14 protein-coding genes are annotated in these 17,189 nt (G+C 60.1%); all 14 read left to right on the top strand.

Annotated elements, in window-relative coordinates:
- Positions 1–168 precede the first annotated feature (168 nt).
- The 14 genes from PMW70_RS01285 to pstA all read left to right on the top strand — a co-directional run bounded on the left by PMW70_RS01285 (position 169) and on the right by pstA (position 17,177).
- Positions 169–1,869, top strand: coding sequence for a peptidoglycan D,D-transpeptidase FtsI family protein (locus tag PMW70_RS01285; RefSeq protein ID WP_334203902.1), 1,701 nt, complete (start codon positions 169–171; stop codon positions 1,867–1,869).
- 128 nt (positions 1,870–1,997) lie between these two features.
- Positions 1,998–3,422: a UDP-N-acetylmuramoyl-tripeptide--D-alanyl-D-alanine ligase gene (locus tag PMW70_RS01280; protein WP_117584228.1), complete on the top strand. Its 1,425-nt coding sequence runs from the start codon at positions 1,998–2,000 to the stop codon at positions 3,420–3,422.
- 3 nt (positions 3,423–3,425) lie between these two features.
- Positions 3,426–4,445: a phospho-N-acetylmuramoyl-pentapeptide-transferase gene (gene mraY, locus PMW70_RS01275; RefSeq protein ID WP_089571579.1), complete on the top strand. Its 1,020-nt coding sequence runs from the start codon at positions 3,426–3,428 to the stop codon at positions 4,443–4,445.
- 9 nt (positions 4,446–4,454) lie between these two features.
- Positions 4,455–5,861 (top strand): UDP-N-acetylmuramoyl-L-alanine--D-glutamate ligase, encoded by a 1,407-nt coding sequence (gene murD / locus PMW70_RS01270; protein ID WP_089571580.1) that lies wholly within the window; start codon positions 4,455–4,457, stop codon positions 5,859–5,861.
- 36 nt (positions 5,862–5,897) lie between these two features.
- Entirely contained in the window at positions 5,898–7,391 is a 1,494-nt protein-coding gene (gene ftsW / locus PMW70_RS01265; RefSeq protein ID WP_271743651.1) for a putative lipid II flippase FtsW, read from the top strand.
- Entirely contained in the window at positions 7,381–8,496 is a 1,116-nt protein-coding gene (gene murG, locus PMW70_RS01260; protein ID WP_271743650.1) for an undecaprenyldiphospho-muramoylpentapeptide beta-N-acetylglucosaminyltransferase, read from the top strand. Before ftsW ends, murG begins: the two co-directional genes overlap by 11 nt.
- A 97-nt stretch (positions 8,497–8,593) precedes the next feature.
- Positions 8,594–10,012 (top strand): UDP-N-acetylmuramate--L-alanine ligase, encoded by a 1,419-nt coding sequence (gene murC, locus PMW70_RS01255; protein WP_099431529.1) that lies wholly within the window; start codon positions 8,594–8,596, stop codon positions 10,010–10,012.
- A 5-nt stretch (positions 10,013–10,017) separates the two neighbouring features.
- A complete protein-coding gene (gene murB / locus PMW70_RS01250) occupies positions 10,018–10,929 on the top strand; it encodes a UDP-N-acetylmuramate dehydrogenase (protein WP_271743649.1) in 912 nt (303 codons plus the stop codon).
- Positions 10,930–11,353: 424 nt separating this feature from the next.
- Complete coding sequence (locus PMW70_RS01245; RefSeq protein WP_231501570.1) at positions 11,354–12,142, top strand: cell division protein FtsQ/DivIB; 789 nt, start codon at positions 11,354–11,356, stop codon at positions 12,140–12,142.
- Between the two features lie 199 nt (positions 12,143–12,341).
- On the top strand, positions 12,342–13,496 hold the full coding sequence (gene ftsZ / locus PMW70_RS01240; protein WP_055251674.1) for a cell division protein FtsZ: 1,155 nt from the start codon (positions 12,342–12,344) through the stop codon (positions 13,494–13,496).
- 210 nt (positions 13,497–13,706) lie between these two features.
- Positions 13,707–14,507: a purine nucleoside phosphorylase YfiH/LACC1 family protein gene (locus tag PMW70_RS01235; RefSeq protein ID WP_271743648.1), complete on the top strand. Its 801-nt coding sequence runs from the start codon at positions 13,707–13,709 to the stop codon at positions 14,505–14,507.
- Complete coding sequence (locus PMW70_RS01230) at positions 14,504–15,340, top strand: phosphate ABC transporter substrate-binding protein (RefSeq protein ID WP_271743647.1); 837 nt, start codon at positions 14,504–14,506, stop codon at positions 15,338–15,340. Before PMW70_RS01235 ends, PMW70_RS01230 begins: the two co-directional genes overlap by 4 nt.
- A gap of 1 nt (position 15,341) precedes the next feature.
- Positions 15,342–16,268, top strand: a complete 927-nt coding sequence (pstC, locus tag PMW70_RS01225; RefSeq protein WP_271743646.1) for a phosphate ABC transporter permease subunit PstC — start codon at positions 15,342–15,344, stop codon at positions 16,266–16,268.
- A gap of 3 nt (positions 16,269–16,271) precedes the next feature.
- Positions 16,272–17,177, top strand: a complete 906-nt coding sequence (gene pstA / locus PMW70_RS01220; protein WP_055251684.1) for a phosphate ABC transporter permease PstA — start codon at positions 16,272–16,274, stop codon at positions 17,175–17,177.
- The last annotated feature ends 12 nt before the right edge of the window (positions 17,178–17,189 follow it).

Here is a 17,189-nt window from a genome sequence, read left to right as displayed (position 1 = left end):
AGTATGACAAATGACTATCGCCGCGGTTCCGATGGGGGCCGCGGTTCTGGACGTCCCTCGTCGCGGGGACGTTCTGGTTATCAAGGAACGGGTCGGCAATCTTACAACGCCGGGCAGTCCCGTGGCAACGACCCGGCGTCGCGACTTCGCGGCTCGGGCGGCCCTCAAGTGCATAACACCAGGTCGCGCAAGAGTTCGTCGACCGAATGGCTCACGGGCACGCCTCTGCCTCGCCGCAAAGCCGTCATGGGCTTCATTGGGCTTGGCTTGGGCTTGGGCGTCTTTCGCCTTGGCGACTATCAAATTGTCGAAGCCGATAAACTGCGCGAGCGTGCCGATGCGCGCCGCCTGCTTGCGCAGACCCTCTATGCCAAACGTGGCACCATCTACGACCGCAACGGTAACGTGCTGGCGTCGTCGGCCGAATGTCGCAACATCGCCGTGAACCCCCAGCTTGTCGAGGATGTTGACAAGACGGTGTCGGCGCTGGTCAAGGCAACTGGAATCGATAAAAAGACCTGCCGCAAGCTCGTTGAGTCCGATGGAACCTGGGTGTATATCAAGCGCCAGGTGGACGAAGACGACGCTGCGGCGCTGGAGAAGAAGAACCTGCCCGGCGTGCTTTTTGAGCAGGCCATGAAGCGCGTATATCCATACGGCAATCTGGCATCGCAGGTGCTGGGTGTAGTGAATGTAGACAACGACGGCTTGACGGGTCTCGAAAAGCAATACAACAAGCTTCTGACCGGCACGAACGGTTCTCTCGTACGCGAGCGCGCGAGGGACGGCAGCTATATCGCGGGCGGTGCCTATAAAAAGGTGGCTGCGGTCGACGGCGTTGATATCGTGACGACGCTCGACGTCAATATCCAGCGTGCGGCCGAGGATGCCCTGGCAGAGGCTGTCGAGAAGACAAAGGCCAAGAACGGCTCGGCGCTGGTCACCGATCCTACGACAGGCGAGATCTTGGCAGCCTGCTCGTATCCGACCTACGACCAGACCAATTTGGAAAACGCCAAGACCGAGGATATGAACCTGCGCCTGGTCACCGACGCCTACGAGCCCGGCTCGGTCTTTAAGACGCTCGTGGCGGGCGCCGGCTTCGACTTGGGCGTCGTGCGGTCGAGTACGTCGTTTGAGGTGCCGGCGAGCATCAAGGTGGGCGACGATACCGTCACCGATGCCGACAAGCGCGACTACGCCATGACCATGGATGTGCGCGAGATGATGCGCCGTTCGTCCAACGTGGGATTTGTCCTGGTGGGGCGCAAGATCGGTGCCGACGACTTTGCTGCCTATGTGGACAAGTGGGGCATCGGTCACAGCTCTGGTGTCGATTTTCCGGGCGAGAGCCTGGGCATCGTCAAGGAGCGTGACCAGTATGACGGCGCCACGCTGGGCTCGATGAGCTTTGGACAGGCGCTGTCTGTCTCGCCGATTGAGATCGCACGTGCCGTGGGCGGCATCGCCAACGGCGGCGTGATGATGACCCCGCACTTCTATAAGTCCAGCAAAGGCGACGAGAAGGACTGGGGCGAAGGCGAGCGCGCGATTTCGGAGGACGCCGCATCCCAGGTGACATCGTGCATGCAGACGGTCGTGTCGGAGGGAACGGGCGTTGGCGGCGCGGTTGACGGCTATGACGTGGCGGGTAAGACCGGTACGGCCGAACGTGCCGACGAGAACGGCGGCTACCTCAAGGAGAACTACATGTCGTCCTTTATGGGCTTTGCACCGGCACAATCGCCCAAGGTGCTGTGCTATATCACGCTCGACGGAACGCCGAGCGGCTCAGATGCCGCTGCGGTGCCGTTCCAGTCCATTATGGCCAACGCGCTCGACGTGCTAGGTATCCCGCACACGAAGTAGGGGGTTACAATCTTTGGGGCGTGGTTTGTTGTCCCATATGAGGGGTGTTCACATGCCCTGCACCACGCATGCGCGGCGCTGGGATACAATACGCCGATAGCATTATTTAGGTTTACAGGGGAGCTGCAATGATAGAGATCGCCGTCAACAACCTCGCGGCCGCAACAGGGGCCCGAACCGTGACGGGAGAAGTCGATCGGGTATGCCGCGGGTGCGTTATCGACTCGCGCCAGGTCGAGGAAGGGACGATTTTCGTCGCCTTTCCCGGTGAAAACGTCGACGGCAATGATTTTGCTTCCCGTGCCGTCCAGTCGGGTGCCGGCGCCGTCGTGATGACGCGTGAGCCCGAGGCCGAGCTGGTCTCGCTGGCGCAGGACAAGGGCTGTGCCATCTTGCTGACCGATGATCCCGAGGAGTTTCTGCTGCGTTTGGCGCATGCGTATCGCCTGGAGCTTGGCTGCCTGGTCGTTGGCATTACCGGTTCCATCGGCAAGACGACGACCAAGGACGTGCTCGCCGCTGTGCTCGCCAAGCGCTATCGTGTCTGGGCCACCAAGGGCAATTTCAATAACCTGATCGGCATGCCGCTCACGGTGCTTTCCGCTCCGGCCGATACCGAGGTTCTGGTGCTCGAGATGGGCATGAACCATTTCCACGAGATCGAGCGCCTGTCCCAGTCCGCCAATCCCAACCTTGCCATCGTGAGCAAGATCGGCACCTCTCATATCGGCATTTTGGGCAGCCGCGAGAACATCGCCCGCGCTAAGGCCGAGATTGTACAGGGCATGTGCGCCGCCGGCGACTATTTGCCGCTGCTGGTTTTGGGCGGCGAGGACGACTTTACGCCGTTCATTCGCGATACGTTCGCCCAGCCTGCTGGTATCGACGTGATGCTGGCCGGTGTCTCTGACGATGATGAGGTCCGCGCCCGCGACGTTCGCGTTGATGACGAGGGCCGTCCGGTCTTTACGCTCGATTTTGGTCAGGGCGAGACAATCGATACCATGCTTGCCATCCCCGGCGTGCAGTCCGTTCCTAATGCCGTTAAGGCCGCCGCGGTTGCCTATCGCCTGGGCGTGACGCCCGAGCAGATCGATGCTGCCTTTAGGGGCCTCACGATCACCGGGCACCGCCAGGAGATCAAGCGCGCCAAGAGCGGTGCACGCATCATCGACGATTCCTATAACGCCAGCGCCGAATCGATGGCAGCCGGCCTCGATCTGCTGTGCTCGCTTTCGTGCACGGGGTCTCGCATGGCGATCCTGGGCGAGATGGGCGAGATGGGCGATGAGGCTCCTCGCATGCATGAGCTCGTGGGCGCCTATGCCGCCGCCAAGAAGCTCGACATGCTGGCGTGCGTGGGTGGTGAGCTGGCCCAGCTTATGGCCGATGCCGCGCGCATGATGGGCATGGACGAGGACCGCATCCAGGTGTTCTCCGATTATCAGCAGGTGCTCGACCGCATGGGCGGCGCGCTTGAAAAACATGATGTTGTACTGGTCAAGGGTTCCCGCTTTGTTGAGCTCGACCGCTTTGTGGAAGGTGTGTGCTAGCCCATGTTCGGCAATCCCTCGTATCCAACGTATCAGGCTTTTTTGGGGCTTGGCATCGCCGCAGCCATTGCGCTGCTGCTCATGCCGTGGTGGATCAAGCTGCTCAAGGTCGAGGGTATCGGCCAGCAGGTTCGTGCCGACGGCCCCAAGCGTCATTTGGTTAAGCAGGGAACGCCCACCATGGGTGGCGTTGTCATCCTCGTCGCGATCTCGCTGACCTGCCTGCTGATGGGCAAGCTCACCACCGAGCTCGTACTCGTGCTGCTCGCCACGCTGGCGACCGGCGTGCTGGGCCTGATCGACGACCTGACCTCCGTTACGCATGGGCGCTCGCTCGGTCTGACGCCCCATGCCAAGATGATCGGCCTAACCATTATCTGTGTCACCTTTACGGTACTTGCCGTCAACTGGTGCGGTGTCGCCCCCGAGATTCGTTTTCCCGGTGGGTTGACGATCGACCTTGGCGTGCTTTCGACCACCATCTGCGGCTATTCGTTCCCGTGGCTCTATATTGTCTTTTGCTGGCTGATGATTGCCGGTCTTTCTAATGCCGTGAACCTGACCGATGGCCTTGACGGTCTTGCTGGCGGCACCTCCATGATCGCCATGCTCGCCATGGCTGCCATGGCGTTTTTGCACGGAGACGTGAACCTGTCCATCTTCTGCACCGCGTGTGCCGGTGCCTGCTTGGGCTTTCTGTGGTTCAACTGCTATCCGGCGAGCATCTTTATGGGTGATACCGGCTCGCTTGCTCTGGGCGCCGCGTTTGCCTGTACGTCCATCATGACTAACACCGAGGTCGTCTCCCTCATCATCGGCGGCCTGTTTATCGTTGAGACCCTGTCGGTCATGATTCAGGTTGTCTACTTCCACTTTACGCACAAGCGCGTCTTCCTTATGGCGCCCATCCATCATCATTTCGAAAAGAAGGGTTGGGCCGAGACCAAGGTCGTCATCCGTTTTTGGATTATCGCTGCGGCATTTGGTGCCGTTGGCCTTGCTCTGTTCTTCCAGTTGGGATAGTGGTCTTTCATGCCTCTTGCTGATGTCTTTAGCCTGCTCGTTTTGGGTCAGGGCAAATCCGGCCTCGATGTCGCCCGCTGGGCGCTGGCACATCCAGAGCGCGTAAGCGCCGTTACCGTGTATGGCGGCGGCACCTCTGAGCCCAATGACGCCACGCGTGCGCTCGAGGCTGCTGGTGCGTCGTTTGTCTATGGGACCGAACAGGTCGAGGGCGCCTATGACGTATGCGTGACGTGCCCGGGCATCTCGGAGTTCTCGGGCTTCTTTAAGGCCGGGCGCGAACATGCCGCTCAGATTATGGGTGAGCCAGAGTTTGCCTATCGCCTGTCGCCCGATAACTGGATTGCCATCACGGGCACCAACGGTAAGACGACCACCACGTCGCTGACTGATTATCTGCTCAAGGCTGCCGGCGAGGCCAGCGTAGCTGTCGGCAACATCGGCGAGCCGCCGGTCAACGAGATTGACGGCCGAGCCCACAACGAGTGGTTTGTGGCTGAGCTCTCGAGCTATCAGATTGCTACGACCACCGAGCTCCACCCTCGCGTGGCAGTGCTGCTCAACATCACTCCCGACCACTTGGGCTGGCATAAGAGCCATAAGAACTATGCGCTTGCCAAGATCAAGCTGTTTGACAATATGGTCGATGACGATCTGGTGGTTGTCGACGTCGAAGACGCCGGCATTCACGAGTTCGATGAGTACATCTATACGCCGGGTCGCCGCATCTGCAAGGTCGCTTTTGACGAGCCCGAGGGTGCAGACGCCGCCTTTGTGCGCGACGGCAAAATGGTCGTGCGCCTGAAGGGCGTCGAGACTCAGCTTGTCGCCACGTCCGAGCTCAAGATCTCGGGCCACCACAATGTCATCAATGCCTTATGTGCCGCCACGGCTGCTCTGGCCGTCGGTGCCGATGTCGATGGTGTCCGCCGCGGTCTGGCCTCGTTCCAGCCGCTCGAGCATCGCGTGGAGCCGTGCGGCGAGATTGACGGTGTGCGCTACGTCAACGATTCCAAGGCGACCAACACCGACGCGGTCGAGAAGGCACTGACGGCATTTCCCGATGACGACGTGATCTTGCTGCTCGGCGGCCACGATAAGGGCACGCCGCTCACGGACTTCGCGCGCGTTGTTATGGATAACGTGCGCTCGGTCGTCTGCTTTGGCGATGCGCGCGAGCGCTTCACCGCCGCTATGGACGAGGCCGATGTCGATGGCGATGTGGATATCGCCCAGGCGGATGACCTACGCGATGCCGTGGACGTTGCCCGTTCGCTGTCTAGCCGTGGCGACGTGATCTTACTTTCTCCTGCCTGCTCTTCGTTCGATGAGTTCTCGGGCTATGAGGAGCGCGGCCGCGTGTTTAAGGACTATGTGGCGCAGCTTGCCGCTGCGGCGAAATCGCAAATGGAATAGGGGTTGCCGGTGAGAGAGGAGAGCCCCCGACAAGGTATGAGGAGGCCCGACTCGGACCGTGCTTCCTCGCGGCGCAGCACACCGCGTTCCGGTCGCGGCGGGCAGACGTTTAGCGAACGCTATATTGCCGGCGTTCCCGCCCGTATCATGCGCCCCCGTCTGATATTCATGGCCTGCCTGTTTACCTTGGTGTGCTTTGGCCTGCTGATGGTGTACTCGGCGTCTTCGGTCGAGGCGCTGCACGAGAATGGCTCGGCGACGTTTTTTCTGTTTCGGCAAGCCGCGTTTGCCGGAGTTGGCGTGCTGGCTATGGTTGCCATCGTGCGCATCTTGCCGGACAGTTGGTTTGGGGAAGACGTGCTCAGGATCTTCCTCATAGGCATGATAGGGCTACTGTTTCTGGTGTTCTTGGTGGGCAGCGGCAGCCGTGGCGCCACGCGCTGGCTCAACATCGCCGGCATTCAGTTCCAGCCTTCCGAGTTTTTAAAGCCATTTGCCATTGCGTATTCGGCCATCATGCTCGATCGCTTCTTTTCGCCCGGTGGCAACATCAACGAATTCCTTCGCAAGATGGGCATCTACCTGGGCATTTCGCTCTTTCTGATCTTTATCCAGCCCGATTTCGGTACCGTCCTGATCATCCTGTTGACCCTCATGTGCATGGCGTTGTTTGCGGGTCTCGACCCCAGATTTATCATCGGCGTGCTAATCTTCGGCATTCTCGTGATCGTGATTGCGCTTGTCGCAGAGCCGTACCGTATGGTGCGTATTCAGGTTGCCTTGAACCCTTGGGCCGACGAGTATGGTGACGGCTATCAGGCCACGCTTGCCATCATGGCCTTTGCCTCGGGCGGTCTGTTCGGCCGTGGCATCGGCAACTCAACCATGAAGTACTCGTATCTGCCCGAGGCGCACAATGACTACATCCTGGCCATCATTGGCGAGGAAGTCGGTTTTGTCGGAACCGTGCTGTTCTTCTTGGTGTTTGCGATGCTAATCTACTCGGCGTTTCGCATTGCCGAGCAGGCGACCGATCGTCGGGGCGCGCTCATGGCGTCTGGCTCCGCGGTCATTCTCGCGGTGCAGTTTTTGATCAATGCGCTGGGCATCCTCAACGTGTTTCCCATGACGGGCAAACCGTTGCCGTTTATTAGCTACGGCGGTTCGTCGATTATTGTGTCGCTTATGCTTGCCGGTCTGATCCTGCGCGTTTCGTACGAGAGCGCCCGTCGCGATGAGTACGACCGTCGCCGCGAGAGCTTTGCCGTTATGGATGAGAGTACCGCCGGCGTGCCCCACGTACGCGGCGAGCGATCTTCGCGTAACGGCTTTACCGTTCTGGATGGCTCTGCGACCGAGCCGGCAGCTCGTCCACGTCCGCGGACGGCGCCGCAAGGTCGTCCGCAGCGCCCCAGCCCTCGCAGCGCGGGCGGCGGATATAATCGAATCGATTTGAACTCGGACCCGTCGGCGCGTTTGCGCACCGACGACCAGGGACCGCGTGTACGAAGGGACTACCATGACCGATAAGATGACCGTTGCTATTGCAGCCGGCGGCACGGCAGGACACATTAACCCCGCGCTCGCTTTGGCCGAGGAGCTGCATGACCGTGGCCACCACGTTGTGTTCGTGGGCCAGTCGCGCAAGCTCGAGGGTCGTCTGGTCCCCGAGGCTGGGTTTGATTTTGTGCCCATTACGGTCACGGGCTTCGACCGCTCCCGTCCCTGGACGGCGCTGACCTCGCTGTGGCGTGTCAACAAGGCCAAGCGTGCGCTCGCCAGTCATTTCTCAAAGGTCGGCAAGCCCGATGCTGCCATCGGTTTTGGTGCCTATGTCGAGGTTCCGCTGCTGGGGTGGTGCAAGGGCGCAGGCGTTCCGTATCTGCTACATGAGCAGAACTCTGTTCCGGGCCTGGCCAACAAGATGATGAACTCCCACGCCGCTCGCGTGTGCATCTCGGTGCCGGCAGCGCGCTCGGTCTTTGAGCGCGAAGGTGACCCTGACCACGTGCTCATGACCGGCAACCCCGTACGTCGCTCGGTGATCGAGGGCGATCGCGCTCGCGGCCGCAAGGCACTTGGCGTTCCCGAGGACGCTACGCTGCTGCTCGTCTTTGGCGGTTCACTTGGCGCCCAGCACCTCAACGAGCGCGTGGCTTCGCTCAAAAACGAGCTGCTTTCGCGCAAGAACCTCTATGTGTTGCATTCGACGGGTGCCGACGGCTTTGAGGAGACCGAGCGCGCTTTGGCGCTGACGCCCGAGGAGGCGAAGCGTTACCGCGTCCAGCCTTACATCGACAACATGGGCGACATGCTGGCTGCTGCCGATTTGGTGCTCTCGCGTTCGGGCGCATCGAGCGTGGCCGAGATCGCTGCGCTCGCCGTGCCTTCGGTGCTCGTGCCGTACCCGCATGCGACGGCCGACCACCAAACCACCAATGCCCGTTATCTGGTCGACGCCGGGGCTGGCGTGCTCTGCGCCGATGCCGATATCGACGGTTCTGCCTTTGCCGATGAGCTGCTGCACCTGGTCGATGACGCGGCGGCACGCGACGCCATGCGTCAGGCGGCGCGCGGTCTGGCTCAGGATAGGGCCGCCGCTCTTCTGGCGGATGCGGTAGAGGGTTTGCGTTAGTTAGACGGGATATCGTCGGTCGCCCTCGCGCTGATGCGGTAGGTGCGGTACAGTTAACGGGTTACAGGCAGTGTTTACGCAAGGAGTACACGAGCACATGGCTGATTCCCAGACTGCAACCTCCGCGCCCGAGTTTAAGAGCGCCCACTTTATCGGTATCGGCGGCGCCGGCATGAGTGGCATCGCCCTCGTTCTGCACGAGCGCGGTTATGCCGTTACCGGCTCCGACCTTAAGACGTCACGTTATATCCGCCAGCTTACCCGCGCTGGTGTGAAGGTGCATGTGGGCCATGAGGCCGCCACGATTGACGAGGTCAAGCCCGACGTGGTTGTTGTCTCCACCGCTATTCCGGAGTCCAACCCTGAGCTCGTGCGCGCTCGCGAGCTGGGCATTCCCGTGTGGCCCCGTGCCAAGATGCTCTCTGCTTTGGGCCACGGCTACACTACCGTCGCTGTTGCCGGCACGCATGGCAAGACCACCACGTCTTCGATGTGCGCCACCATGCTCGACCGCATGGGTCTGGATCCGAGCTTCTTGATCGGCGGCATCGTCGAGGGCTATGACACGAACGGCAAGAACGGCTCGGGCGACTACTTTGTCGCCGAGGCCGACGAGTCCGACAGCTCCTTCCTGTTCCTGAACCCCAACGTAGTCATTGTGACCAACGTCGAGGCCGACCACCTCGATCACTACTCGGGTATCGAGGAGATCGAGGCAACTTTCGCCAAATTCATGAGCCTGGTGGGCGAGGACGGCACCGTCATCGTCTGTGGTGAGGACCCGCATCTGGTCGAGCTCGCCAAGTCGACGGGCCGTCACGTGCTTTCCTACGGCTTTGCCGAGAGCAACGACATCGTCTGCGTGCACCCGGATGTCAAGGGCATCCAGAGTGACTTTATCGTTCGCTTTGAGGACGGCACTGAGCACGCTGTGGAGATCAAGAGCAACCCCGGTCGCCACAACATGCTCAACGCCACGGCGGTGCTCACCGTCGCCCATGTCCTGGGCCTTGACATCGACGCCGCCGCCAAGGCGCTCTCGAGCTTTGAGGGCGTCCGCCGTCGCTTTACCCACGTGGGCGATATCGATGGCATCACCGTGGTCGATGATTACGGCCATCACCCCACCGAGATCAAGGCGACGCTTGCTGCCGCTTCCTCGCTGGGCTACAAGCACGTCGATGTCGTGTTCCAGCCGCACCGCTATTCGCGCCTGCAGGCCCTGTGCGACGACTTTGCCGATGCATTTGCCAATGCCGATAAACTGCTGCTGATTGATGTGTTCTCGGCTGGCGAGATGCCCATTCCGGGTGTCACCTCTAAGATGCTCGCCGATACCGTGCGCGCCAAGCATCCTGGCAAGGAGGTCGTGTACTGCTCCAGCCGTCTTGAGCTCAATCAGGAGCTCGAGCAGATGGTGGGCGAGGGCGACCTGCTGCTCACCATGGGTGCCGGCGACGTTACGACCGTCGGTCCCGAGTTCATTGAGTATCTGACTGCCAAGAAAGACGCTTAAGTCTAATGGGTCTGTTTAACGCCGTCATGGCGCTCTCGGGCATGATCGACACGGATGTGATCGAGGACGAGCGCCTTGCGCGTCATACGAGCTATCGTATCGGCGGCAAGGCCGACCTCTTTGTGACGTGCCATAGCTATCATGCCCTCCGCCGCGCCGTGGCGGTGCTCGATCGCGAGCAGGTGCCGTGGGTCATCATCGGCAAGGGCTCCAATCTGCTGGTTGCCGATGGCGGTTATCGCGGTGCCGTCATTTCGCTCGGACGTGAGTTTCAGCGCACGGTTGTTGCCGATGACGGTTGTACGCTGACGGTCGGTGCGGGCGTGATGTTTGCGCGCCTGGTCAACGATGCCCTGTCGCGTAGCCTCTCGGGCCTTGAGTTTGCCGTTGGCATTCCTGGTTCGGTCGGCGGTGCGATATCTATGAATGCCGGCACACGGACCGAGTGGATTGGCTCGCTGGTTGAGGATGTCGTAACGTTTGACCCGGCATCCGGTATCAAGCATTATGCGGGGTCCGAGATCACTTGGGGCTACCGCGAATGTAGCCTTCCCCGCAATGAGATCATCCTCGAGTGCGTGCTCAAGCTTAAACCGGCGCCCAAGGCCGACATTCGCGAGCGCATGGAGCGGTACCTTACAAGGCGCAAGCGTACGCAGCCCATGGGTCGCGCATCCTGCGGGTCTGTCTTTCGCAACCCGCCCGATGCGAGTGTGGGCAAGCTTATCGAGGATTGTGGATTAAAGGGTTTTTCGATTGGCGGCGCGGAAGTTTCGCCCGTTCACGCTAATTTTATCGTTAATAACGGAACTGCCTCGGCCGATGACGTTGCCGCGGTTATTAGACATGTGCACGAAAAGGTGAGGGAGGCGTATGGCATCGAGCTCAGACCGGAAGTTAAATTCCTCGGCTTCTAGAGCATCGAAACCCACCTTCCGCCGCGCCGGAGGGCGTTCCGGCGCGCCTGCCAAACCTCAACGCAATACCGTCGCGCACTCTAAGTCTGTCGGGCATGCTCGACAGACCAGTCGTCCGGTCGTCGGCTCGCAGCTCGGTAATCGTCCGGCCGCAAAAAAGTCCTCGCGTCCCTCGACGACGTCAAAGCCTGTTATGGGCGCCAAGCCTGCCCGTCCCATGGCAGCTCCCAAGCCCTCGACGGGAACTAAAGCGGCGCGTCCAGGTCGCACGCTGGGCGCATCGAAACCGCGCTCGCTGACATCGGTGCCGGCTACCGCCAAGAAGCCTTCGAGTAAAAAAGGTTTCAACCCGTTATCTTCACTTGGAGCGATGGCAAATAAAACATCAGACGCCGCTTCTGTCGTTACAGGCAAAGGCAAAATCGTGGGCGGCGTTCTGGCCGTCTTGGCCGTGCTCGTCGTCGTTGCCATCGTGGTGATCAACTCTGGACTGTTTACTGCCACTGATATTCAGATTCAAGGCAGCGAGCATGTGACGAAGCACGATGCTATCCAGCTGATCGACTTGCCCGAGGGAACGTCGCTTTTTAACGTCGATCCCGACCAGATTACCGAGGATCTCAAGCAGAACCCGTGGGTTTCGGGCGTGGATGTCCAGCGCCAGTTTCCCCATACGCTTATCATCACGCCGACGGAGCGTAAAGTTATCGCCATTGCGTATATCAGCTCCGACGACCTTGCCTGGGCTATCGGAGACGATGACACCTGGATCGCCCCGCTGTCGACGTCGGTCGAAGTGGACGACCAGGGCAACGTCATCACGACAGGGCAGGGCTCAAATACCTTGACCGGAATCGATGCCGCGCTGGCGCTCGCCAAGCATTATGGCGCGGTGTTGTTGACTGATGTCTCGGCGGATGTCGCTCCGGTTTCCGGCCAGGCGGTGAACTCCAAGGCCGTTAAGGCCGGCCTGGATTATGTGCGTGGTTTTTCGAGCGAGTTCTTGGGACAAGTCAAGGATATTTCTACGCCTTCGGTCGAAGCCATCTCGGCAAACCTCAATAACGGCATTGAGGTGTCGCTGGGCGATTCGGACGATATCGCCAAGAAGGAACGCGTAGTCACCAAGTTGCTTTCGCAGGTAGAGGGCGTAACGTATATCAATGTGCGCTCTCCGGGCAACTACACATTTAGGAATGCTCCGACCTCGTAGCGCTGGTTGATGCTTTGTTGAGGGGCCATACCACGCCGTTTATCTGGTTTGTTTGGTTTTCACGGTCAATTATTTGACTGATACGTTCATAATGTGCAAACATAATACGGTTTACCTTTGCATTTACTTTCAACCTGAAGGTTAATGTGCGCAGGGGTCGACCCATGCTATGGCTATAACCTTTGTTCGGAGGACCGACATGCACGAGACAGAGATCAACAACTACCTTGCCGTCATTAAGGTGGTCGGCGTCGGCGGCGGCGGTACCAACGCGGTCAATCGAATGATCGAAGAGGGCATCCGCGGCGTCGAGTTTGTTGCCATCAACACCGATGCTCAGGCACTCGCGATCTCTGATGCCGATATCAAGGTGCACATCGGCACCGACCTTACCCGCGGCTTGGGCGCCGGCGCCAACCCCGAGGTTGGCCGCAAGGCTGCCGATGAGTCCCGCGACGACATTGCCGAGGCGCTTGCTGGCGCCGACATGGTGTTTATCACCTGCGGTGAGGGCGGTGGCACCGGTACCGGCGCTGCTCCCATCGTTGCCGATATCGCGATGAACGAGGTCGGCGCACTGACCGTCGCCGTCGTGACCAAGCCCTTCACCTTCGAGGGCCGCAAGCGCAAGAAGAGCGCCGAGGAGGGCATCAAGACCCTCTCCGATTGCGTCGACACCATGATCGTCATCCCTAACGATAAGCTGCTCGACATCGCCGAGAAGAAGACCACCATGCTCGAGGCCTTCGCGATTGCCGATGGCGTCCTTTCCCAGGGCACCCAGGGCATCACCGACCTCATCACCGTCCCCGGTATCATCAACCTGGACTTCGCCGATGTTAAGACCATCATGAAGCAGGCCGGTACCGCCATGATGGGTATCGGTACCTCTTCTGGGGATACTCGTGCCGTCGACGCTGCCCAGCAGGCCATCTCCAGCCCGCTGCTCGAGAGCTCCATCGATGGTGCCACGCGCGTGCTGCTCTCCATCGCCGGTTCCAAGGACCTGGGCATCCAGGAGATCAGCGACGCCGCCGACGTTGTCGCCAACGCCGTCGACCCCGAGGCCAACATCATCTTCGGTACCGTTGTCGACGAGTCCCTGGGCGATCAGGTGCGTATCACCGTCATCGCTACGGGCTTCTCCGACTCCAACGTCAACCGTCAGGATGAGCTCTTTGCTGCTCAGCAGTCTCAGAGCAAGGCCGCTGCCTCCGCTGAGCCGCAGCGCACCGCTCCGGCTGCCAGCCCGGCTCAGGCCGCTCCGACCCGCAACGTCGGTGGTACCGAGCTGCCCAACTTTGGCAACGACCAGTTCGAGCTTCCCGACTTCCTGAAGCGCGGTAGCTTCTAGTTCGTTTTTCTCAACGACCTGCACGGGGTGTGTCCATTTGGATGCACCCCGTTTTGTTTCTCGTTTGTAAACGAAAGCCTCCAATCTCCTTACGTTCCCTTTACGTTTGGTCCCTACCGCTGCGGGTATCCTTTTAAGGAAGTATGACAGCCGTATAAACGCGGACTGCGCGGCGACGCCGCGGTACTTGTGTTATTAGGAGGCTTTAGTATGGCAGCACGTGCGGACAGGGTTTCGCGTGTCGACCATGATGGAGTTACGTTGGTGGAGAGCGCGACATCCGATGTCCGCTTTGCCTTTACCGAGCGCACCGGTGGTGTTTCCGAAGATGCGTACTCCTCGCTCAACCTGGGCTCGCATGTAGGCGATGACCCCTTTGCAGTTCAAGAAAATCGTCGTCGAGCGCTCGAAGCTATGGGCGCCACTGAGTGCGAGCATAATCTGCTCGTGCCCAATCAGGTACATGGTGACCATATCGTTACGGTGACTTCGAACGGCGCCGACGATCTTGAGGCTGTTCGCGAGCAGATTGCCGAGGGCTGCGATGCCATCGTCTGTACGGCCCATGACGTGCCCGTGCTGCTCTGCTTTGCCGACTGCGTTCCCGTGGTGCTGGTGGCCCCCGGCGGATTTGCCGTGGTGCACTCCGGTTGGAAGGGCACGATTGCACGTATTTCTGCCAAGGCGTGCCAGGCGCTTTGCGATGCTGCCGGCTGCGATGCGAGCGACGTTTCCGCCTATATCGGGCCCCATATCCTGGGTGACGAGTACGAGGTTTCCCAGGAGCTCATGGATCGCTTTGCCGCCGAGTTCTCTTGCATCGATGCGAGTGCCTCTCGCATGCTCGATCTTTCCGCTGCCATTTGCGAGGCGCTGGTAGATGTCGGTGTCGACGCGGATAATATCGTGGATACCCAGCTTTCGACCGTGCGTCAGAACGACCGCTTTTATTCCTACCGTAACGAGGACGGCACCTGTGGGCGCCATGCCGCGATCGGCGTGATGCTATGAGAAAGATCGTATCGGTCCTGAGCGCCGCTGTGCTTACGCTTACGCTGTGCGCCTGTTCTTCGGGATCTTCTACCTCTTCCATTACCGTGGCCGGCTCCACGACCTGCCTTCCTATCGCTGAGATTGCGGCAGAGGGCTTTAAGGAGGAGACCGGCATCGACGTGCTCGTTTCCGGTTTGGGCTCTTCCGCTGGCATCGAAGCCGTCAGCGCTGGCACGGCCGATATCGCCAGCTCCTCCCGTGGACTCAATGCCGACGAACGGGATCTGGGCCTGACTCCCATCGTCATTGCCCACGACGGTATCGCGGTCATCGTGAACGAAGACAACCCCGTCGATAACCTCTCGACCGAGCAGCTCCGCGATATCTATGCCGGCAAGATCACCAACTGGAAAGAAGTCGGTGGCGAGGACCTGAGGATTCAGGTTATCAACCGAGATGAGGCGTCTGGCACGCGTGAAGCCTTCCGCACCATCGTGATGGACGGCACCCCGTTCGATCGCCGCTCCGCCGTTCTTTCGGGCACGGGCCAGGTGCGCGACGTGGTATCTCGTTCGCGCGGGGCTATCGGCTACATTTCGCTGGGCTTCGTCGATAGCCTCAACGCCAAGACCTCGGTCAAGGCCGTCTCGGTCAATCATGTTGAGGCGTCCGAGAAGACGGTCGCGAGTGGCGGCTATCCCATCTCGCGCGACCTTTACTTCTTTGTGAAGGGTGCGCCTTCGCAGCAGGCGCAGGATTACATCGACTACGTGACGTCCGAAAAGATGGACAAGCAGATTCGCGAGGCGGGCTTTATTCCCGTCACCAACGACGAGAAGGGGAGTGAGTAGCATGGAAGCACAGGAAAACTCCCAGACTGAGCAGAATGCTCAGGCGCCCAAGAAGCGCGAGCTGGCGCTCGTATCGCGCAGCACCTATATCAAGGAGAAGGCGCTGCAGTGGATTTTCTTTGCCTGCGCGTTCTTGGCGGTTGTTACCGTCATCCTGATTTTTGTCTTTACCACGTACTCGGCGCTGCCCGTCTTTACCGACATCGGTCTGGCGGACTTCTTTAGCTTTACGTGGGCGCCCTCTGAGGGTCACTACGGCATCGTGTCGCTGCTTGCCGGCTCGGGTCTGGTGACCGTCGGTGCGCTCGCCATGGGTGTGCCCCTAGGCGTGGGCACGGCCGTGTATCTGGTCGAGATCGCCAGCAAGCGCGTGCGCAAGCTCATCAGCCCTGCCGTTGACCTGTTGGCCGGCATCCCTTCTATCATCTATGGCTTCTTTGGCATGATCATCATCCGCCCGTTTATCGCACAACTGACCGGCGGTCTTGGTTTTGGCGCGCTGACGGCGTGGTTCGTGCTCGCCATTATGATCGTGCCCACCATCACGACGCTTACCATCGATGCTCTCAATTCCATTCCCATGGGCATTCGCGAGGCATCGTATGCCATGGGCGCCACCAAGTGGCAGACTATCTATAAGGTCGTGTTACCTGCCGCCAAGCTGGGTATCGTGGATGCCATCGTGCTGGGTATGGGCCGTGCCATCGGCGAGACCATGGCCGTGCTCATGGTCGTGGGTAACGCCCCGGTTATTCCCGACAGCATTGCGTGCCCCATCTCGACGCTCACGAGCCAGATTGCGCTCGACATGAGCTATTCCTCGGGTCTGCATCGCTCGGCGCTGTTCGGCATGGGCGTGGTCCTGTTTATCATTTCCGCCACGCTGGTGGGCGTCGTCCGTCTGGTTTCCAAGAAGAAGAGGGGGTAGGCTATGTCCGATTCCGTTGACACGACGGTCGATACGACCTCGTCGCGCGAGCGCATCAAGCGTGCCCTTTCCCACGGCAAGAAGGGCCGCATCAACAAGGACCTGTCCAACAAGATCATGCTTGGCGTGTTCCGTGCCGCGGCATACATCACCACGCTGGTGCTGGTCGCTATCATCGCCTACGTGGTCATCAACGGCCTGCCACACATCTCGCTCGACTTTATCTTCGGTTGGCCCCAGGGCGTCAACGCCGAGGGCGGTATTTGGCCCACGATCGTCTCGACCGTCTATGTGACGGCGCTCGCCATGCTTATCTGCACGCCGATCGCTGTGCTGGCAGCCGTCTATCTGGCCGAGTACGCCAAGCAGGGCAAGATCGTCGAGCTCATTCGCTACGCTGCTGACGCTTTGGCCTCGGTGCCCTCCATCGTTATGGGCCTGTTTGGCTACGCCTTGTTTGTCGAGGCTATGGGTCTGGGCCTTTCGATGGTCTCGGCCGCTCTGGCGCTCGCGCTCTTGATGCTTCCCATCGTCATGCGCACCACCGAAGAGGCCATTCGCGCCGTTCCGCGCTATATCCGTTGGGGCGCGTATGGCCTGGGCGCCACCAAGTGGCAGGTTGTCTCCAAGATCGTGCTTCCTTCTGCCTTTGGCCGTATTGCCACGGGCATTGTCCTTGCCATCGGCCGTGCCATTGGCGAGACCGCCGTGGTGCTCTACACCATGGGCCAGGCCATCAATCTACCTATCTCGCCGCTCGATTCCGGCCGCCCCATGACCGTTCACCTGTACCTGCTTGCCAACGACGGCATCAACATGAACGCAGCCTACGGCACCGCGCTCTTGCTGATGGTGATCATTCTGGCCTTCAACCTGTTTGCGCGCTTCCTGTCGCGCAAGCGTCGCTAGTTAAGGAGTCCC

Origin of the sequence: Collinsella aerofaciens (genome assembly GCF_028209625.1) — a bacterium.
GTDB lineage: Bacteria > Actinomycetota > Coriobacteriia > Coriobacteriales > Coriobacteriaceae > Collinsella > Collinsella aerofaciens_AM.
This window is presented reverse-complemented; position numbering and strand designations above follow the sequence as displayed.